At 53.5% G+C, this 17,995-nt stretch carries 23 protein-coding genes and 1 other RNA gene; 12 read left to right on the top strand and 12 right to left on the bottom strand.

Translation table 11 applies throughout. The annotated features are described in order from the left end of the window. Positions 1 to 3: 3 nt before the first annotated feature. Positions 4 to 534 carry a sigma-70 family RNA polymerase sigma factor gene (locus tag ACMVME_RS21600; protein ID WP_081308096.1) on the top strand — a complete coding sequence of 177 codons (531 nt, stop codon included), beginning with the start codon at positions 4 to 6 and terminating at the stop codon, positions 532 to 534. Further along, positions 531 to 1,319, top strand: a complete 789-nt coding sequence (locus tag ACMVME_RS21595; RefSeq protein WP_014171280.1) for an anti-sigma factor family protein — start codon at positions 531 to 533, stop codon at positions 1,317 to 1,319. Before ACMVME_RS21600 ends, ACMVME_RS21595 begins: the two co-directional genes overlap by 4 nt. On the opposite strand, the gene ACMVME_RS21590 is transcribed toward ACMVME_RS21595, so the two are convergent. The 7 genes from ACMVME_RS21590 to smpB all read right to left on the bottom strand — a co-directional run bounded on the left by ACMVME_RS21590 (position 1,311) and on the right by smpB (position 5,403). After that, positions 1,311 to 1,868 carry a YceI family protein gene (locus tag ACMVME_RS21590; RefSeq protein ID WP_068794935.1) on the bottom strand — a complete coding sequence of 186 codons (558 nt, stop codon included), beginning with the start codon at positions 1,866 to 1,868 and terminating at the stop codon, positions 1,311 to 1,313. The genes ACMVME_RS21595 and ACMVME_RS21590 overlap by 9 nt on opposite strands. Before the next feature lie 68 nt (positions 1,869 to 1,936). After that, positions 1,937 to 2,281, bottom strand: a complete 345-nt coding sequence (locus ACMVME_RS21585) for a cupin domain-containing protein (RefSeq protein WP_032678804.1) — start codon at positions 2,279 to 2,281, stop codon at positions 1,937 to 1,939. 87 nt (positions 2,282 to 2,368) lie between these two features. Further along, entirely contained in the window at positions 2,369 to 2,725 is a 357-nt protein-coding gene (locus ACMVME_RS21580) for a hypothetical protein (protein WP_014171277.1), read from the bottom strand. Between the two features lie 220 nt (positions 2,726 to 2,945). After that, complete coding sequence (locus ACMVME_RS21575; RefSeq protein ID WP_068794934.1) at positions 2,946 to 3,386, bottom strand: carboxypeptidase-like regulatory domain-containing protein; 441 nt, start codon at positions 3,384 to 3,386, stop codon at positions 2,946 to 2,948. Positions 3,387 to 3,704: 318 nt separating this feature from the next. Beyond that, positions 3,705 to 4,103: a hypothetical protein gene (locus ACMVME_RS21570; protein WP_251859118.1), complete on the bottom strand. Its 399-nt coding sequence runs from the start codon at positions 4,101 to 4,103 to the stop codon at positions 3,705 to 3,707. Positions 4,104 to 4,467: 364 nt separating this feature from the next. After that, positions 4,468 to 4,831: a transfer-messenger RNA gene (ssrA, locus tag ACMVME_RS21565) on the bottom strand. A gap of 89 nt (positions 4,832 to 4,920) precedes the next feature. Beyond that, entirely contained in the window at positions 4,921 to 5,403 is a 483-nt protein-coding gene (smpB, locus tag ACMVME_RS21560; RefSeq protein WP_008502505.1) for an SsrA-binding protein SmpB, read from the bottom strand. 156 nt (positions 5,404 to 5,559) lie between these two features. Between smpB and ACMVME_RS21555 the strand changes: the two genes are divergently transcribed. After that, positions 5,560 to 5,997, top strand: a complete 438-nt coding sequence (locus ACMVME_RS21555) for a type II toxin-antitoxin system RatA family toxin (protein WP_024908332.1) — start codon at positions 5,560 to 5,562, stop codon at positions 5,995 to 5,997. Beyond that, positions 5,987 to 6,274 carry an RnfH family protein gene (locus ACMVME_RS21550; protein WP_032680464.1) on the top strand — a complete coding sequence of 96 codons (288 nt, stop codon included), beginning with the start codon at positions 5,987 to 5,989 and terminating at the stop codon, positions 6,272 to 6,274. Before ACMVME_RS21555 ends, ACMVME_RS21550 begins: the two co-directional genes overlap by 11 nt. A 99-nt stretch (positions 6,275 to 6,373) precedes the next feature. Here ACMVME_RS21550 and bamE read toward each other — a convergent pair whose 3' ends face one another. The 3 genes from bamE to nadK form a co-directional block, all read right to left on the bottom strand. Next, entirely contained in the window at positions 6,374 to 6,712 is a 339-nt protein-coding gene (bamE, locus tag ACMVME_RS21545) for an outer membrane protein assembly factor BamE (protein WP_014171256.1), read from the bottom strand. 138 nt (positions 6,713 to 6,850) lie between these two features. Then, positions 6,851 to 8,512 carry a DNA repair protein RecN gene (gene recN / locus ACMVME_RS21540; RefSeq protein WP_068795471.1) on the bottom strand — a complete coding sequence of 554 codons (1,662 nt, stop codon included), beginning with the start codon at positions 8,510 to 8,512 and terminating at the stop codon, positions 6,851 to 6,853. 85 nt (positions 8,513 to 8,597) lie between these two features. After that, on the bottom strand, positions 8,598 to 9,476 hold the full coding sequence (gene nadK / locus ACMVME_RS21535; protein ID WP_020883909.1) for an NAD(+) kinase: 879 nt from the start codon (positions 9,474 to 9,476) through the stop codon (positions 8,598 to 8,600). Positions 9,477 to 9,598: 122 nt separating this feature from the next. On the opposite strand from nadK, the gene grpE reads away from it, so the two are divergent. Next, positions 9,599 to 10,192 (top strand): nucleotide exchange factor GrpE, encoded by a 594-nt coding sequence (gene grpE, locus ACMVME_RS21530; protein WP_020883911.1) that lies wholly within the window; start codon positions 9,599 to 9,601, stop codon positions 10,190 to 10,192. 51 nt (positions 10,193 to 10,243) lie between these two features. On the opposite strand, the gene ACMVME_RS21525 is transcribed toward grpE, so the two are convergent. Beyond that, positions 10,244 to 11,530, bottom strand: a complete 1,287-nt coding sequence (locus tag ACMVME_RS21525; RefSeq protein WP_032670206.1) for an HlyC/CorC family transporter — start codon at positions 11,528 to 11,530, stop codon at positions 10,244 to 10,246. Between the two features lie 18 nt (positions 11,531 to 11,548). Continuing rightward, entirely contained in the window at positions 11,549 to 12,340 is a 792-nt protein-coding gene (locus ACMVME_RS21520; RefSeq protein ID WP_003863130.1) for an inner membrane protein YpjD, read from the bottom strand. Positions 12,341 to 12,506: 166 nt separating this feature from the next. Between ACMVME_RS21520 and ffh the strand changes: the two genes are divergently transcribed. The 7 genes from ffh to ACMVME_RS21485 all read left to right on the top strand — a co-directional run bounded on the left by ffh (position 12,507) and on the right by ACMVME_RS21485 (position 17,995). Continuing rightward, positions 12,507 to 13,868 (top strand): signal recognition particle protein, encoded by a 1,362-nt coding sequence (gene ffh, locus ACMVME_RS21515; protein ID WP_014171250.1) that lies wholly within the window; start codon positions 12,507 to 12,509, stop codon positions 13,866 to 13,868. Between the two features lie 190 nt (positions 13,869 to 14,058). Beyond that, positions 14,059 to 14,307, top strand: a complete 249-nt coding sequence (gene rpsP / locus ACMVME_RS21510) for a 30S ribosomal protein S16 (RefSeq protein WP_014171249.1) — start codon at positions 14,059 to 14,061, stop codon at positions 14,305 to 14,307. 15 nt (positions 14,308 to 14,322) lie between these two features. Further along, entirely contained in the window at positions 14,323 to 14,862 is a 540-nt protein-coding gene (rimM, locus tag ACMVME_RS21505; protein WP_032670210.1) for a ribosome maturation factor RimM, read from the top strand. A 31-nt stretch (positions 14,863 to 14,893) separates the two neighbouring features. After that, complete coding sequence (gene trmD, locus ACMVME_RS21500; protein ID WP_014171247.1) at positions 14,894 to 15,661, top strand: tRNA (guanosine(37)-N1)-methyltransferase TrmD; 768 nt, start codon at positions 14,894 to 14,896, stop codon at positions 15,659 to 15,661. 43 nt (positions 15,662 to 15,704) lie between these two features. Then, a complete protein-coding gene (rplS, locus tag ACMVME_RS21495; RefSeq protein ID WP_002914145.1) occupies positions 15,705 to 16,052 on the top strand; it encodes a 50S ribosomal protein L19 in 348 nt (115 codons plus the stop codon). A gap of 131 nt (positions 16,053 to 16,183) precedes the next feature. Beyond that, positions 16,184 to 16,588 (top strand): DUF2946 domain-containing protein, encoded by a 405-nt coding sequence (locus ACMVME_RS21490; protein WP_025203431.1) that lies wholly within the window; start codon positions 16,184 to 16,186, stop codon positions 16,586 to 16,588. Between the two features lie 36 nt (positions 16,589 to 16,624). Then, positions 16,625 to 17,995, top strand: coding sequence for a PepSY-associated TM helix domain-containing protein (locus ACMVME_RS21485; RefSeq protein WP_414743496.1), 1,371 nt, complete (start codon positions 16,625 to 16,627; stop codon positions 17,993 to 17,995).

The raw sequence follows: 17,995 nt of genomic DNA, 5'->3' as shown, positions 1-17,995 counted from the left end.
CTCGTGGAGGGAAAACACATCGCTACCCGTGAGGTTCGCCAACAGTTAGCCGCACACCTCTCACGTCTCTGGCGTTATGGGCTGGTGTTGTCGCGAAACAGGGATGTCGCCGAAGAGCTGGTTCAGTCCACCTGCGTCCGCGCGCTTGAAAAAAGCAGTCAGTACATGCCCGGTACGCGTATCGACAGGTGGCTGTTTGCGATATTGCACTCCATCTGGATCTCTGAGCTTCGGGCACGCCATGTTCGTCAGGGGCAGGGGTTTGTCGCCAGCGACGAGCTTCTGGCGCCGGATACCCGTGAACAGGATGAGACGCACCTGCATTACCTGAAGGTGATGCAGCGCTTCAACGTGCTTCCGGAAGCCCAGCGCAACACGGTTTTTTTGGTGTATGTCGAAGGCTTTACCTATCAGGAAGCCGCGAACACCCTGGCGGTGCCGATCGGTACCGTAATGAGCCGACTGGCGACGGCACGGGCAACGCTGGCAGCGTCTGCCGATGCCTTGCCCCCGGTTAAGGAGAAACGCTCTTGAACGCGCACCGTTTTACAGCGCCCTATAACGATGAGGCTATCGTGGCATGGATAGATGGCGAGATGTGTCATGCCGACGCGCAAAAATTTGAAGAAGAGTTGAGACGTGACGAGCGCCTCTCCGGGCGGACCGCCGAGTTAATGAAAAGCAATGCGGATTACCCCGGTGCGTTTGCCGCTATGCTGGATGATGCTCCTCTGGAGAAGATGCAGGCCCGGCTGGCGGAACTGCCCGATCCGAAGCCCGCTACCCCGGCTGGCGTGAGCCGGCGCGCACTCATTGCCGCGTCGGTCAGTTTCCTGGTGGTCGGTTCCGGCGTGGGATATGGGTTGCGACCCGCTTTCGCACCGTCTGATGAAAACGCCCATATTCGTGACCTCGAAGCGCAATACATGTCGCTTTACAGCGTAGAGACATTGCTGGATATGGACAGCGCGCCGCATGTTCTGCAGCGTGGGCTGGAACGGGCAGCGCAGGATATCGGCCTGCAACTTCAGGCGTCACAGCTTATCCTGCATGGAGCAGAGCTTAAAATGGTCCGCATGCTGCGCTATGAAACCACCTCTATCGCGCAAATAGCCTGGATAAATGCCGACTACGGCCCGATGGCGCTGTGCATCTCCCCGACAGAGCAGACAACGACAGCCGCTCAACAGGAACAGCGGCACGACATGAACCTGGTGTGGTGGCAGAAAGCGGGATATCAGTTTGTGCTGATCGGCCGCAACCCGCTCCCACAGTTGCGGGGCAGTGCAGAGCAGCTGCAAAGCCTGATTTCAGGATGACGGGATACCGTTAGCCTGAATCGCAATGGTGATGGCAATCCTGTCATCAACGACCAGCGCAAATTTATCCATGCCGTAGGCCGCGCGCGAAATGGTTGTTGTCGCATCCAGCGTAAGGACCGGCGCGTGCGGATCTTTCACGACGGCGTCCAGAATGACCGGGCGGGCAATGTCGCGTACGGTCAATGTTCCGAACACCCTGAACGTTCCTGAACCCTGAGCGACCACGCGTGAGCTGATAAATTCGATAACAGGATAACGTTCAGCTTCAAAAAACATGTCGCTTTTCAGTTGCCAGGTGAGCAGGCTGTTTGAGGCAACCAGGGTGGCCACGGGAAGGGTGACATGAATATGGTCATCGATATCCTTCTCCGGGTTAAGGGTTACGGAACCCGTGACGCCACTGAATCTGGCCCAGGAGAGGATCCCCCCGAAGGCGTGCCAGGATAACCGTATGGCGGTGTTTTCAGTATCAATGGTATAGCTCTGCGGGGCGGCCTGCGCCAGCGGACAGAGCAACACGAACAGAATAACCAGGCGTCGCAACATCTCAGGATCTCTTTAGGGGTGGCAAGGCGTTAACGCGCAACCCCGGGGATCTATTCGGCTTTTAGGCGTCAGGACGTCTTAATAATATCCACCGAGATCTCGACGGCGGTTACCGGACCCCGGTTTTCCAGCCAGTGGACCGTGTTGTGATCTTCCGGCCAGCCGACACCGGGACCGTAATCAGTCGCAATACCGTGACGATGATCGGTGATGGTTCCTTCAAGGATAAACACGGTGCCCGGTCTGTCGATATGATTATGCACCGGACCAAAGACCGCGCCGGGAGCGAGAGTGACCCTGCGCATGCGAAGCTGGCGACCGGCCATGCCCGCTATTTCCGGCCCCAGATCGATGACGGAGAGTAATTCAACGGTAACGCCCTGGGTTTCAGGTGCGGTGTGTTCGCTGTTCATGATGGAGTCCCCCTGAGACAAGTTTAGTCTGCAGGAAGCAGGGCAGGAGGGAATAAATAAGGCCGCGTCTGCGGCCTTTCGAAGGGATTACTCAGTGACTTTCTTTTCCAGTTCGCTGGCACCTTCTTTGGTTTTATTCCAGCCTTTCTCAGCACCTTCTTTGGTGGCATCCCACCCTTTCTCGGTGCCTTCTTTGGTTTTATGCCAGGCTTTCTGGGAATCTTCGCTGACCTTGCTGCCTAAGTTTTCGGTTTTACCCTCTGCAGCATGCTTCTGTTTCAGCTTCAGCTCTTCGCCTTTATTCTGCTCTTCGTGCAGTTTTTGCTTCGCGTCGTTGGCGTTTGCCTTCGCCGCAGCGACGGTATCGTCAGTTGCATGTGTGGTCGCAGCAAATACTGGGGAAGCCAGCAGAACGGCAGATAATGCGATAATTGTTTTTTTCATAATATCCTCATTTAACGTTATCGGTTATGAGCGTGATTCAGCATGGCACAGACGAAGCGGCGTGGCTTTAGGAAAAAACTGTAATGTTATTTTGGCGTTATACCGTGAAGCGTATTTAGTTACGCAGAGGAATTAATTATTATCAGGTTGAATGCCGTGTACCAGGGGCGTGCATATCCCTATTACTGGTGGCTTTTGGCCATGAGTAAAGTTAATTAACTCACTGAGCTTCGCAAAATATATTTTGACTCTTACTGCTTGTTGGGGAGAGTTCGCAGAACAGTTTCACGCTGTCGTTCCTGGAATAGCCTGAAAAAGGCCCGCCAAAGCGTCGGGAGGTGTAAATATCGCGTTTTTGTCCCTGAGGGTCGATTGTTGTCAGTGTCCAGCTACTCAGGCGATCTTGCGGTCCGACGGGTATAAAAACATGCCAGTCTCCCTGCGGTACGAAAGAAAAATACCCGTTATTATTCGTTTGTGTCGTGGCAATGTGTCGGTCGAACTCCACTAACGAAACGGTTACCCGGGGCAGCGGTTTCCCTGCGTTATTCAGTGTGCCCTCAATACGAGGGGAGGGATAATCATGGTAAACGCAGCCGCTGAGCAAAAACGTGAGAGCCACGATAGCCTGGCTTGCGATGCGGTTTGAGGACGCTGTCATGGGGGCGAATCCTTTTGCGTTCAGGTGTTTTTTGGTGGCGTGAATGCAGTATACGCGGGTGGCGTAATTTCGGAACTGTAGATTCTGTTAAGGATGTTGATTTACTGAGTTTTTCCAGACTTATGCCTGGATAAATAAAGTGTGTGAATGGACGCGTGCAGAATGTAGCCTTACGAGCTACATAATAAGAGGTCTTGTCGTTGCCTTTACAATGTTAACGTACTGACGTTGCGCTTGGCAGAAAGTCGCATCAACGAACTTTCTCTGGCGCAGGAGTGGCTGAAATCGTCATGTATTTTTTCAGGCCAGCCTCTCGTTTTACACCTTGGGGTCTGAACCAAAAGGAAGCCTTAAGCGCGGGGAGTCGACGGTGTTGACTGTCCAGAGAAAATTACCAATGAATCTGAAATTGATACTATCTACTGTAACGGATAATACTTCAAAACTCCCCATCGAATACTCGTTACCCAAACGGACGATTTCTTTAACGCCATCCTTAACATCGATAAGAGCAATTGTCAGTGACTCCTCGAAAATAATGTCATCCGTTAAAAAAAGGATATAGCGATGATCATTAACCTGAACAGCTGCTTCCAGTATTTGCCCTGGTACAATAATGTCTGTGCTATTGCCATTGATCACGACGTTAGACTGCGCCTGGGATAAATCTGTCGCTTCCTGAACCTTTACCAGAGATATTGAATTAACCTGTTTCATAATCAATTCCACACACTCCCCATCTCCCATACTCCAAGAGCACCGCTGACAAAACCACCAATAAGTACACAAACAGGTGCATCTGGCCCACACATCAATCCCGCCATTACGCAGCCTGCGGCGTTTAGCGCTATTTGCCGCCCCGATTCTGAGACCTTATTCTCAGCGGTATAAATTTCGTAAACAGAAATTGCAATCGAGGGTACGACGAGCCCTTTTCCTAAACGCGAAAGCTGCATCAATTTCTCTGGATTAAGCTGGTTGCCCTCGGACAACGACAGACACAAAAAAGCCCGCAGGGCTTGCGCCGTGCGGGCTCTCAGGACTTCATCGGATGACTCTGGTAATCACCGATGGAGAATTTTGGTGGAGCTGGCGGGAGTTGAACCCGCGTCCGAAATTTCTACATCCTCGGTACTACATGCTTAGTTTGTCTTTACATTCGCACGCCAGCTGCGAACAAACACGCCACTAACGTACTAGCCTGATTAGTTTTAACGCTTCAACCCCAGGCAGGGCTTCCACGCGATCTCTTTTGGGTTTGACCTCTCTTGAATCCCCGTCTTAAGAGCGGAAGCTAGGGAGAGAGGGCTCAGAGCAGGTTATTAAGCTGCTAAAGCGTAGTTTTCGTCGTTTGCGACTATTTTTTTGCGGCTTTTTACGAGGCAAACCGCCCCTCGGCATGCACCTTGGGTTTCGCAAATCCCGTCGAATCCAGAATCAGCCCCAATAGTGTTGAACTGAGTATACCAGATTTTAGATCCTGGATACCAGCCCGGAACGCTAACTTATTGAATAGTACAATAAGTGCGCAGAATCAACGTCCTGCGTTTTTCATAATACGTGCTTTGTCGAGCTGCCATTCGCGCTCTTTCAGATCGGTACGTTTGTCGTGCTGTTTTTTACCCTTCGCGACGCCAACTTTCACTTTGCACCAGGCATTTTTCCAGTACAGCGACAGGGCAACCACGGTGAAGCCTTCACGGTTAATGCGCCCATAAAGGGACTCCAGTTCGCGCTTGTTCAACAGCAGCTTACGGGTACGCGTTGGGTCACACACGTAGTGTGACGAGGCGACGGTCAGCGGCGTGAAGTTGGCACCGAACAGGAAGGCTTCGCCATCTTTCAGGATCACGTAGCTATCACCGATGTTGGCTTTCCCGGCGCGCAGCGATTTTACTTCCCAGCCCTGCAATGCAAGGCCAGCTTCGAATTCTTCTTCAATAAAATACTCGTGGCGAGCACGCTTGTTGAGCGCAATGGTCGCCGAGCCTGGTTTATGTGCTTTTTTCTTCGTCATAAGTATCGTAAAGCCATCGGTAATCTGATTTCAAAAAGTCACCTCATTGCGTCCTGTGAGGTCTAACGCGCTATATTAGCACGAGATGAGGCTTAGCGTTTTTTTAACAGGTGATAAATGTTATTATTTGTCGGTTGTGTGACCATGGGAAATGCTATGCCTCAGATTAGCCGTACTGCGCTTGTTCCATACAGCGCGGAACAAATGTATCAGTTAGTGAACGACGTTCAGTCTTATCCAGAATTTATTCCGGGATGTACCGGGAGCCGAGTGCTGGAGTCTGGCCCGACGCAGATGACGGCGGCGGTCGATGTCTCCAAAGCGGGGATCAGCAAGACGTTCACCACCCGCAATACGCTGACGAGCAATCAGAGTATTTTGATGCATCTGGTAGATGGTCCGTTTAAAACCCTGATGGGAGGCTGGAAGTTTACCCCCCTCAGCGCTGATGCCTGTCGCATCGAGTTCCAGCTGGACTTTGAGTTTACCAATAAACTGATTGAGCTGGCGTTTGGCCGCATCTTTAAAGAGCTGGCCTCGAATATGGTTCAGGCGTTCACGACCCGCGCCAAAGAGGTTTACAGTGTCGCATAAGATAGCTGTCGAGGTGGTGTATGCGCTGCCGGAGAAGCAATATCTGCAGCGTGTGATGCTGGAAGAAGGTGCGACCGTTGAGGCGGCTATTCGCGCTTCTGGCATCCTTGAGCTTCGTCGTGACATCGACCTGGCGAAAAATAAAGTCGGCATTTACAGCCGTCCGGTCAAACTGGCTGATGTGGTGAATGAGGGTGACAGGGTCGAAATTTATCGCCCGCTGATTGCCGACCCGAAAGAGCTGCGTCGCCAGCGTGCGGAGAAATCGGGTAAGTAGTTTGCTCTTCACCTTAAGCCTGATCTCAAAGGGGCGAGGGGGATGAAGGAATACAAAAAAGGTGCTCATTGAGCACCTTTTTGTATCTCTGACACCTGATTATTTGGTCAGGGCAGGCTTGTTGTCGATGTTGGTCAACACACCGGCGCTGCTGAAGGTCAGCGTCAGGGTCTGCTGGGACGCGTCTTCATGGCCCGGCTGCTGACGGAATACATAGAACCAGGTGTTTGTGCCGAACGGATCGGACATCATTGGGGTTCCAAGTGCATAAGCGACCTGCTGTTGTGTCATCCCCACACGGATTTTGGACACATCGTTAGGGGTAAGGTAGTTCCCCTGGTTGATGTCAGGACGGTAAACCACTTTCTCCAGAGTGGAACAGCCTGCGGTCAACATCAGAAGAACCGCTGCGGCAGCGGTCAGCATTTTACAACGCATAGTGATTTGATTCCTTTTCGGGCCCGAGCAGAACGCGGCTCATATGTTATATGCCGATGATAATAGACCTTGCCCCACTTTGAAACCGGTCTGGCGGCGTTTTTGTTGTTCTCTATGACCCTGAGATCCCGAAAAAGTTTATGCCGCCAGCAGTTCTTTCGCGTTCGCGAGCGTATTTCGCGTGACTTCACTGCCGCCCAGCAGGCGTGCCAGCTCCTGCAGACGTGCGCGTTTATCCAGTGGCTTCATGTGCGTTTCCGTCATTTCACCGTCAGTTTCTTTGCTGACGATAAAGTGATGATGACCACACCCGGCCACCTGCGGCAGGTGGGTAACACACATGACCTGCGTTGATTCACCCAACTGGCGCAACAGTTTGCCGACGACCGCCGCCGTAGGGCCGCTGATCCCCACGTCCACTTCATCGAAAATCAGCGCCGGGGTTTCCATTTTACGTGCGGTAATTACCTGAATCGCCAGCGCGATACGCGACAGTTCACCGCCGGAAGCCACTTTAGAGATGGGCTGCAACGGCTGCCCCGGGTTGGTAGTGACGCGGAATTCGATACGGTCCGCACCTTCCGCCGTCAGATGGTTCTCTTCGAAACGGACATCGATGGTGAATACGCCGTGCGGCATCGCCAGCGTGTGCATGCTGTCGGTGATGTACTGACTCAGTTCCTGGGCGTAATGTTGACGGATCTCATGCAGCTGTTTCGCCGTCGTCAGCGCCTGTTCATGGTGCAGGTTCACCGCCAGTGACAGGGTTTCCAGCGAGTCAGCCTGATCGTCAAGCTGCTGTTGTTCATCAAGCAGGGACTGATAATAGCCAGGCAGCTCTTCTGGCGTAACGTGGTGCTTACGCGCCAGCGAGATCTGACGGGAGATGCGTTGCTCCAGCTCAAACAGACGGTTCGGGTCGAGATCCAGACGTTCACAGTAGTGGCGCAGTTCGTCACTGGCTTCTGAAATCTGAATCGCGGCCTCTTCCAGCATATCCAGTACGCCAGAGAGTTTGCTGTCCATGCCGGCCAGCTCGGTGATGAGCTGACGAACATTATACAGCTGGCTCTGCAGGTTCACGTCTTCACCGTCAGCCAGCATGTTAAGGGCATTCTGGCTGGTTGAGAGCAGGTGACCGCTGTTAGCCAGGCGCTTGTACTCTTCGTCGATAAGCTCAAATTCACCCGCCTGCGGGCTAAATTCGTTGAGTTCTTTAAGCTGGTATTCCAGAAGCTCAGCACGGGCGGCACGCTCCTGGCTTTGCTGCTGGTGCTGGGCAAGCTCACGGCAGCTTTGATGCCACTGGCGATAGTGCTCCGCCATGCGCTGAGTAAGTGCGTACTCACCAGCATAGCCATCAAGCAGCGCTTTCTGCTGCTCCGGTTTAATGAGTTGCTGGTGCGCGTGCTGGCCGTGGATCTGAATGAGTAACTGGCCGAGCTCGCGAAGCTGGGAAAGCGGGACTGCAGTGCCGTTGATAAAGCCGCGGGAACGACCATCGCTGCTGATAACGCGACGAAGTAAACACTCACGTCCGTCTTCCAGCTGGTTCTCTTCGAGCCAGCGCAGGGCGGCAGGGGTATCTTTCAGGGAGAAGCGAGCGCAGAGATCGGCACGGTTTGCGCCCCTGCGCACCATGTCACCTTCTGCACGGCCGCCGAGGCACAAGCCGAGGGCATCTATGGCAATGGATTTACCCGCACCGGTTTCCCCGGTGATCGCCGTCATGCCGCTGTGGAAATCGATCTCAAGCTCACGAACTATGGCAAAGTTGCTGATGGTCAGTTGTGCCAGCATAATTGTTTTCCTGTATGAAAAACCATGACTGTGTTTTCATACAGTATAAACTGGTTTTATATACAGTAAAGTACTGGATGCAAAATCAGAACAATTTTTTTGACCAGCCAAGCTTCGAGCTTAATGTATTGAAATAGCTGTAATCTTTCGGGTGAATAAGATTCAGGTGGTAATCACACCGACGAATGAGAACATCTTCACCTTCCTGAATAGGCAGCGCAATCTGGCTGTCGCAGCTGATCTCCAGATCGTTACGGCGGTGCGAGAAACGCAGACGAATGGTGCTGCTGCTGTTGATCACTAGCGGACGCGCCGAGAGCGTGTGCGGGAACATCGGTACCAGGGTGATGGCATCCAGTGAAGGGGTGAGGATCGGACCACCCGCAGAGAGCGAGTAGGCAGTCGACCCTGTCGGCGTGGAGATAATCAGCCCGTCAGAACGCTGCGAGAAGGCGAAGATTTCGTCGATATAGACTTCGAACTCAATCATGTGCGCCACTTTGCCGGGATGGAGCACCACTTCATTAATCGCGGTGCTGATGCGCTTCTGGCAGTCCTGCTGACACACCTGCGCTTCCAACAAAAAGCGTTTTTCGCTGATATAATGACCTTCCAGCACGTCGGCCAGCTGCTGCTGGGCGTTGTCCGGATCGAGGTCGGTCAGAAAGCCGAGATTGCCGCGGTTGATACCGATGACCTTGATGTCATAACGCGCGAGCGTTCGGGCCGCGCCGAGCATATTGCCGTCGCCACCGACCACTACGGCGAGATCTGCCTGCTGGCCAATTTCCGCCAGCGTGCCGGTTTTGACGCTCTTCAGCTGCAGCTCCTGAGCAATCTGCTGCTCGACCATCACTTCATAGCCTTTGCTACACAGCCAGCGATACAACATTTCATGTGTCGTCAATGCGGTAGGGTGACGCGGATGCCCGACGATCCCAATACACCTGAAATGATTATTCATTTTCTGGAGGTCCTTGTGCCTGATGAATGATGACAATCTGTCTTGTTCCCTTGAATCCCGGAAACTGATCCCCATAATAAGCGAAGTTAGCGATATGAATGCAGAAAAACGCGGAGAAATTCATGAGTAGTAAAGAACAGAAAACGCCTGAGGGGCAAGCCCCTGAAGAAATTATCACGGAACAGCACGATGATGTTGAGGCTGTAGAGCCGGACGCATCTGCTGAGCAGGTGGACCCGCGCGATGAAAAAATTGCGAATCTGGAAGCTCAGCTGGTAGAAGCACAGAATCGCGAACGCGACAGTGTTCTGCGCATCAAGGCGGAAATGGAAAACCTGCGCCGTCGTACCGAGCAGGACGTTGAGAAGGCGCATAAATTTGCGCTGGAGAAATTCATCAACGAACTGCTGCCGGTGATTGATAGCCTGGATCGCGCACTGGAAGTGGCTGATAAAGCAAACCCGGACAACACCGCGATGATCGAAGGTATCGAACTGACGCTGAAATCCATGCTGGATGTGGTACGTAAGTTTGGCGTGGAAGTGGTTGGCGATACCAACGTTCCGCTGGATCCAAACGTACACCAGGCGATTGCGATGGTGGAATCAGAAGACGTTGAAGCCGGTAAAGTGCTTGGCGTGATGCAGAAAGGTTATACCCTGAACGGTCGTACCATTCGTGCTGCAATGGTTACCGTGGCGAAAGCGAAAGCGTAATTTGCCATCTGTAGTGCCGGGTGGCGGCTTGCGCCGTACCCGGCCTACTCTCTACTCTGCAATACTTTCCCGAATCGGTTTTACCGGCAGGACTTTCACCTGCTTAATCATATTGTCCTGCACGTCCAGGATATCAATATCGTATTGCTCAATGCGCACCCGCGTGCCCGCCGCCGGGATCTCTTCCAGTGCTTCCAGAATCATCCCGTTTATGGTGCGTGCTTCATCTTCCGGTAAATGCCAGTTAAAGGCTTTATTGAGCTCGCGAATGTTCGCGCTACCGTCGATCAGCACCGAGCCGTCGTTTTGCGGGGTGACTTCTTCCGCAAGGGAAGGGGACATTGAGGTGGTAAAGTCGCCAACAATCTCTTCCAGAATATCTTCAACCGTCACCAGCCCCTGAATATCCCCGTACTCATTGACCACCAGGCCGACCTTCTTCTTATTACGCTGGAACTTCACCAGCTGGGTGCTGAGCGGCGTTCCTTCCGGCACGTAATAAATTTCGTCGGCGGCGCGGAGCATCACCTCTTTGGTGAACTCTTTTTTCTCGGTCATCAGACGATAAGCTTCGCGCACGCGCAGCATGCTGATGGCATCGTCCAGAGAGTCGCGGTACAGCACGATACGGCCGTGCGGGGAGTGGGTCAGCTGGCGGACGATGGCTTTCCAGTCGTCATTGATATCAATGCCGACGATCTCGTTACGCGGCACCATGATGTCGTTAACGCTGACTTTTTCCAGATCCAGTACCGACAGCAGCATGTCCTGATTACGCCGGGAGATCTGCGAGCGCGATTCATGCACGATGGTGCGCAGCTCTTCTTTGCTGAGCGCGCTGCTGATGGTGACGTCTGCTTTGATACCGATCATCCGCATCAGAACACGCGTCACCATGTTCAGTAACCAGACCAGCGGCATCATCAGGATCAGCAGCGGTGCCAGCAGGAAGCTGCTGGGGTAGGCCACTTTTTCCGGGTAGAGCGCGGCGATGGTTTTAGGCAACACTTCTGCAAACACCAGCACCACAAACGTCAGCACACCGGTGGCAATGGCGACGCCGGCGTTGCCGTACAGGCGCATCCCAACGATAGTACCGAGCGCAGAGGCAAGAATGTTGACGAGGTTGTTACCGATAAGCACCAGACTGATCAGACGATCCGGTTGACGCAGCAGTTTTTCGACGCGACGGGCGGCACGGTTACCCTGTTTAGCACGATGACGTAACCGGTAGCGGTTTAAGGTCATCATGCCGGTTTCCGAGCCGGAGAAATAGGCGGAGATGACCACCATGACGATCAGCGTAATGATCAGCGTGGTGGTAGAGATGTGTTCCAGGGGGAACTCCTTTGTTACTTAGCCAGCAAATTGCTGTATGAAGCGGCTGCCAAAATAGGCAAGGGTGAGAATGCCCGCGCCCGCGACGTTGAACCAGACCACGCGACGACCGCGCCAGCCTTCATGATAATGGCCCCATAACAGGACAATATAGACAAACCACGCGATGATGGAGAGGACCGCTTTATCGATATTCTCTACGCTGAACAGGTTCTTCATATAAAACAAGCCTGTGCACAGCGTTAACGTCAGCAGCACGACACCGACCTGCGTGATGTGGAACATCTTACGCTCAATCACCATCAGCGGCGGCATCTCATGGTTAAAGGCCAGCTTTTTGTTTTTCAGCTGGTAGTCAATCCAGGCGAGCTGCATGGCATAGAGCGCGGCGATAATGAGCGTTGCATAAGCGAAGAGTGACAGGCCGATATGCACCAGCATTCCCGGCGTCGCTTCCAGATGCGTAATAAACTCATTGGGCATAAACGTGGCCAGGGCCAGGTTGATCAGCGCGAAGGCATACACAATCGGCAGTAGCAGCCAGCCACGGTTTTTAGAGGCGACAATGGTCATCACCGTACAGATCATCAGGCTGACCAGCGAGCCGACGTTGAGCACGCTCAGGTTCTGTACGCTGCCATCGCCGGGGATAATGCGCGATTCCAGCGCGAACGCATGGCTTATCAGTGCGATCACCGCCGAAAGAATAGCCATGCGTCGCCAGCCGCTGTTTTTTTGCAGCAGTCCAGGAATGATCAGCGCGAGGCTGACAGAGTAGGCAACAAGGGCGATCAGTGCGAAAACAGGCATATAGGCATCGACAGTTGTCTTAATAAGAAAGAGAAGCAGTATAACGTTACGTGACGCCTGCTCCAACCGTTGCATAACAACAAAGCCGCCTTCATGTTATACTCCGGCAAAATTCTGTGTATGTGTCGCTGCCAGCGACCCAACGTTTCTACTCAGGCGAGAGACAATGTTTGATAATTTAACCGATCGTTTGTCGCGCACGCTGCGCAACATCAGCGGCCGCGGACGCCTTACCGAAGACAACATCAAGGAAACGCTGCGCGAAGTGCGCATGGCGCTGCTGGAAGCAGACGTCGCGTTGCCGGTTGTTCGTGATTTTATCAACCGCGTTAAAGAGAAGGCGGTTGGTCATGAAGTTAACAAGAGCCTGACCCCAGGTCAGGAGTTCGTCAAAATCGTCCGTAACGAACTGGTTTCGGCGATGGGCGAAGAGAACCAGGTGCTTAACCTGGCGGCACAGCCACCGGCCGTCGTGCTGATGGCAGGCCTGCAGGGTGCGGGTAAAACCACCAGTGTGGGTAAGCTGGGTAAATTCCTGCGTGAAAAGCACAAGAAAAAAGTGCTGGTCGTTTCTGCGGACGTCTATCGCCCGGCGGCGATTAAACAGCTGGAAACCCTGGCGCAGCAGGTCAGCGTGGATTTCTTCCCGTCTGACGTTGCCCAGAAGCCTGTCGACATCGTTAACGCGGCGCTGAAAGAGGCGAAGCTGAAATTCTACGACGTGCTGCTGGTGGATACCGCCGGTCGTCTGCACGTTGACGAAGCGATGATGGATGAGATCAAACAGGTGCATGCCGCTATCAATCCGGTAGAGACCCTGTTTGTTGTTGACGCCATGACCGGTCAGGATGCGGCGAACACCGCGAAAGCGTTTAACGAAGCGCTGCCGTTAACCGGCGTAGTGCTGACCAAAGTGGACGGTGACGCCCGCGGCGGTGCGGCGCTTTCGATTCGTCATATCACCGGCAAGCCGATTAAATTCCTCGGTGTGGGTGAGAAAACCGAAGCGCTGGAGCCATTCCACCCGGACCGTATCGCCTCCCGTATCCTCGGCATGGGTGACGTGCTGTCGCTTATCGAAGATATCGAGAGCAAGGTTGACCGCGCCCAGGCTGAGAAGCTGGCCAGCAAGCTGAAAAAAGGCGACGGCTTTGACCTGACCGATTTCCTTGAGCAGCTGCGTCAGATGAAAAACATGGGCGGCATGGCAAGCCTGATGGGCAAACTGCCGGGCATGGGCCAGATCCCTGACAACGTAAAAGCGCAGATGGATGATAAGGTGCTGGTGCGTATGGAGGCGATCATCAACTCGATGACCCTCAAGGAACGTGCTAACCCGGACATCATCAAAGGGTCCCGCAAACGCCGTATCGCAGCCGGTTGCGGCATGCAGGTGCAGGACGTAAACCGCCTTCTGAAACAGTTCGACGACATGCAGCGCATGATGAAGAAAATGAAGAAAGGCGGCATGGCGAAGATGATGCGTGGCATGAAGGGCATGATGCCGCCAGGATTCCCTGGCCGTTAATCGCCTGGCTGTTGGCTATTTTGATGCCGGGGTGTGCCCGAAAAGCGCACCCTGGCCGTGTTTTGCAGCAGAGTTTTAACTGCTGATTGCATTTTCCCCAGAAATCAGTAAAATTTTCGGGCTTTTAATATGACACCCGGGCTCCGTTCCTCGATGGGGCCCGGTTGTTTTATTCACACAAGAGGATGTTATGGTAACTATTCGTTTAGCACGTCACGGCGCTAAAAAGCGTCCGTTCTACCAGGTTGTTGTTACTGACAGCCGTAATGCACGCAACGGTCGCTTCATTGAGCGCGTTGGTTTCTTCAACCCGATCGCTTCTGGTTCTGAAGAAGAAACCCGTCTGGATCTGGATCGTATCGCTCACTGGGTTGGCCAGGGCGCTACTGTTTCCGATCGCGTTGCTACGCTGATCAAAGCAGCAAACAAAGCAGCTTAATCTGTCACGGTGGTCATGATGAGCAATAAAGCACCTGTTGAACCGATTGTATTGGGCAAAATGGGTTCTTGCTACGGTATTCGTGGTTGGCTCAGAGTGTTTTCCTCCACTGAAGACGCTGATAGCATTTTTAATTACCAGCCCTGGTTTATCCAGAAAGCCGGTAAGTGGGAAGAAGTCGAGCTGGAAAGCTGGCGTCACCACAATCAGGACATCATCATCAAGCTGAAAGGCATTGACGATCGTGATGCCGCGAATGCACTGACTAATTGTGAAATTATCGTGGATTCGTCGCAGTTGCCGCAGCTGGAAGAGGGCGACTACTACTGGAAAGACCTTATGGGTTGCCAGGTGGTCACCACTGAAGGTTATAGCCTGGGGAAAGTCATCGACATGATGGAAACCGGGTCAAATGACGTTCTCGTCATTAGGGCAAACCTGAAAGATGCATTTGGCATCAAGGAGCGGTTGGTTCCGTTCCTCGATGGACAGGTTATCAAGAAAGTCGATCTCGCTACTCAAACGATTGAAGTAGATTGGGATCCTGGTTTTTAAATTCTCCGGATAAACGGTAAAAGACGGCGCTATGTGGATTGGCATAATTAGCCTGTTTCCTGAAATGTTCCGCGCGATTACCGATTACGGGGTAACTGGCCGGGCAGTAAAGAATGGCCTGCTGAACATCCAGAGCTGGAGTCCTCGTGACTTTACGCATGACCGGCACCGTACCGTGGACGATCGTCCTTACGGCGGCGGACCGGGGATGTTAATGATGGTGCAACCCTTACGGGACGCCATTCATACAGCAAAAGCCGCGGCAGGTGAAGGCGCGAAGGTGATTTATCTGTCACCTCAGGGACGCAAGCTTGATCAAGCGGGCGTCAGCGAACTGGCGACGAATCAAAAATTGATTCTGGTCTGTGGTCGCTACGAAGGGATAGATGAGCGCGTAATTCAAACCGAGATTGACGAAGAATGGTCTATCGGCGATTACGTACTCAGCGGTGGTGAGTTACCAGCGATGACGCTGATTGACTCCGTTGCCCGGTTCATTCCGGGTGTACTGGGCCATGAAGCTTCGGCAACGGAAGATTCCTTTGCTGATGGGTTGCTGGACTGTCCACACTATACTCGTCCTGAAGTGTTAGAAGGGATGGAAGTACCGGCAGTGTTACTGTCAGGAAACCATGCTGAGATACGTCGCTGGCGTTTGAAGCAGTCGCTGGGCCGAACCTGGCTTAGAAGACCTGAACTTCTGGAAAACCTGGCTCTGACTGAAGAGCAAGCAAAGTTGCTGGCCGAGTTCAAAAAAGAACACGCGCAACAGCAGCATGAACATGATGGGAATGCGTAATACGCTCCCGAATATCAGTTTACCCAGGATAAGAGATTAAATTATGAGCAACATTATTAAGCAACTTGAACAAGAGCAGATGAAGCAGGACGTACCTTCCTTCCGTCCAGGTGACACCGTGGAAGTGAAAGTATGGGTTGTTGAAGGTTCCAAAAAACGTCTGCAGGCATTCGAGGGCGTGGTTATCGCTATTCGTAACCGCGGTCTGCACTCTGCATTCACTGTTCGTAAAATTTCCAACGGCGAAGGCGTTGAGCGTGTCTTCCAGACTCACTCTCCGGTAGTTGACAGCATTGCTGTTAAACGTCGTGGTGCTGTACGTAAAGCTAAACTGTACTACCTGCGTGAGCGTACTGGTAAGTCTGCTCGTATTAAAGAGCGTCTGAACTAAGATTCGCTTAAGCGACATCCTGTTAAAAAGGGCTGGCCGAAAGGCTGGCCCTTTTTTATTCCATCGCACCTCTCGCATTAACCCTTTCGTCATAAATCATTTACAATGCTGGCCTCTTAACGGGAGGGAAAGTGGATAACGTACTGCATCGGCATAACTGGAAACGCGCAGCGGCTTTGACCGCGCTGTTTGCGATCCTGCTGATCGTGGTTGCGCCGCTTATCTCCATCTCGCTGCAAAAAGATCCCATGAGCGCCATGCCGGGAATGCATCATGACATGAGCATGATGTCGATGGATGAACACCATGGCGATATGCCGCACTCGATGCCCGTAGACCATGCGGAAGCGTGTGGCTACTGTGTACTGTTAGCGCATGTGCCGGGCGTGATGCTGGCGCTGATTGTACTGCTCAGTGTGGTACTACAAAGGAGCCGCGTTACACCGCCGCAACCGCCGGTCAGCCACTGGCACTTTTTCCCCTGGCTCTTTCCTGATACCCGCGCGCCGCCGCGGCAGTCTGCTTTTTCCCTTTAAAAAAATCGATGACTTTTTGCCTTAAAAAGGAAAAGTATGACTACCTGCACTCCGCGCGCGGCATGGGGAAACCTGCTGCGTCGACTCCATTTCTATGTCGGGCTGTTTGTTGGCCCGTTTATCTTCTTCGCCGCGCTGACCGGTACGCTGTATGTGGCGACGCCGCAGCTGGAAAACACGCTCTACCGGCACGCGTTGCACACGGATTCGGTGGGAGAGGCACGGCCTCTGGCCGAGCAGATTACCGTGGCGGAAAAAGCCGTGGGTTCAGATCTGCGCCTGCATGCCGTTCGTCCGGGGCTGGTTGACGGTGATACTACCCGCGTGATGTTCGCTGACCCGGCGCTTGGCCCGTCGGAGAACCGCGCTATCTTTGTGGATCCCGTAAGCCTTGAGGTGCGGGGCGATATGACGGTGTACGGCACGAGTGGCATTCTGCCGTTGCGCCAGACCATCGATTATCTGCACACCTCGTTGATGCTTGGCGATGTCGGGCGTCTCTATAGCGAGCTGGCCGCCTCCTGGATGTGGGTTGCCGCGCTGGGTGGAATCGCCCTGTGGTTTTACACCCGACCAAAACGTCGGATGAACAACCGTTTCCAGAACCGCCGTCGTGTGCATGTGGCACTGGGCTGGGTGTTGCTGGGGGGAATGTTATTGTTCTCAGCGACAGGCCTGACGTGGTCTCAGTGGGCGGGCGGTAACGTGGATACACTGCGTGCCCGGATGAACTGGCTTACGCCGCAGGTCAATACTACGCTCTCCGGTGCGCCTGCCATCATGGACGAGCACGCTGAGCACCGGGGGCATAATAGCGGGATGATGATGCCCGCGATGGTGATGGATCCGACGCTTTTTGATGACGTCCTGCATGCCGCCCGCACGGCGGGTATAGATGCCAGCAAGCTCGAAATCCGCCCGGCGAAAACGGCTGAACAGGCCTGGACCCTGACGGAAATCGATCGCAGCTGGCCGACTCAGGTCGACGCGGTGTCGGTCGATCCGCACTCCCTGCACATTCTGGACAGAACCCGGTTTGAAGATTTCCCGTTAATGGCAAAACTGACCCGCTGGGGCGTGGATTTCCATATGGGGATCTTGTTTGGGTTAGCCAATCAGCTGTTGCTGATCGCGTTCGGTATTGCCCTGTGCGTGCTGATCGTCTGGGGATACCGGATGTGGTGGATGCGTCGTCCGGCGCAATCGGTCGTGAACCCGGTTCAGACGCTCTGTCAGAGCTGGCTGGCGCTATCGGGATGGGGAAGAGCCGTCACGGCGATAGTGAGTGTCCTGCTGGGGCTGGCGATGCCGGTGATGGGTGTGAGTCTGGCCCTGTTTGTGCTGGTCGACTGGCTGCGCTGGCGAGCGGCAACAGGCGTGTCGCTCGCAGAATCATCGGTTAAATAA

Source organism: Enterobacter cloacae complex sp. 2024EL-00711 (assembly GCF_047529885.1).
Taxonomy (GTDB): Bacteria; Pseudomonadota; Gammaproteobacteria; order Enterobacterales; family Enterobacteriaceae; genus Enterobacter; species Enterobacter ludwigii.
Note: the sequence above shows the minus strand (reverse complement) of the source record. Positions and strands in the feature narration are given on the sequence as shown.

Bases quoted from the DNA above. Each gene is read 5' to 3' on its own strand.
- ACMVME_RS21570 (WP_251859118.1), bottom strand. From the start codon at position 4,103: ATGAAACAGGTTAATTCAATATCTCTGGTAAAGGTTCAGGAAGCGACA.
- rimM (WP_032670210.1), top strand. From the start codon at position 14,323: ATGATGAGCAATAAAGCACCTGTTGAACCGATTGTATTGGGCAAAATG.
- ACMVME_RS21575 (WP_068794934.1), bottom strand. From the start codon at position 3,386: ATGACAGCGTCCTCAAACCGCATCGCAAGCCAGGCTATCGTGGCTCTC.
- recN (WP_068795471.1), bottom strand. From the start codon at position 8,512: ATGCTGGCACAACTGACCATCAGCAACTTTGCCATAGTTCGTGAGCTT.
- ACMVME_RS21520 (WP_003863130.1), bottom strand. From the start codon at position 12,340: ATGCCTGTTTTCGCACTGATCGCCCTTGTTGCCTACTCTGTCAGCCTC.
- ACMVME_RS21590 (WP_068794935.1), bottom strand. From the start codon at position 1,868: ATGTTGCGACGCCTGGTTATTCTGTTCGTGTTGCTCTGTCCGCTGGCG.
- ACMVME_RS21585 (WP_032678804.1), bottom strand. From the start codon at position 2,281: ATGAACAGCGAACACACCGCACCTGAAACCCAGGGCGTTACCGTTGAA.
- trmD (WP_014171247.1), top strand. From the start codon at position 14,894: ATGTGGATTGGCATAATTAGCCTGTTTCCTGAAATGTTCCGCGCGATT.
- ACMVME_RS21555 (WP_024908332.1), top strand. From the start codon at position 5,560: ATGCCTCAGATTAGCCGTACTGCGCTTGTTCCATACAGCGCGGAACAA.
- grpE (WP_020883911.1), top strand. From the start codon at position 9,599: ATGAGTAGTAAAGAACAGAAAACGCCTGAGGGGCAAGCCCCTGAAGAA.
- rpsP (WP_014171249.1), top strand. From the start codon at position 14,059: ATGGTAACTATTCGTTTAGCACGTCACGGCGCTAAAAAGCGTCCGTTC.
- smpB (WP_008502505.1), bottom strand. From the start codon at position 5,403: ATGACGAAGAAAAAAGCACATAAACCAGGCTCGGCGACCATTGCGCTC.
- bamE (WP_014171256.1), bottom strand. From the start codon at position 6,712: ATGCGTTGTAAAATGCTGACCGCTGCCGCAGCGGTTCTTCTGATGTTG.
- ACMVME_RS21580 (WP_014171277.1), bottom strand. From the start codon at position 2,725: ATGAAAAAAACAATTATCGCATTATCTGCCGTTCTGCTGGCTTCCCCA.
- rplS (WP_002914145.1), top strand. From the start codon at position 15,705: ATGAGCAACATTATTAAGCAACTTGAACAAGAGCAGATGAAGCAGGAC.
- ACMVME_RS21485 (WP_414743496.1), top strand. From the start codon at position 16,625: ATGACTACCTGCACTCCGCGCGCGGCATGGGGAAACCTGCTGCGTCGA.
- ffh (WP_014171250.1), top strand. From the start codon at position 12,507: ATGTTTGATAATTTAACCGATCGTTTGTCGCGCACGCTGCGCAACATC.
- nadK (WP_020883909.1), bottom strand. From the start codon at position 9,476: ATGAATAATCATTTCAGGTGTATTGGGATCGTCGGGCATCCGCGTCAC.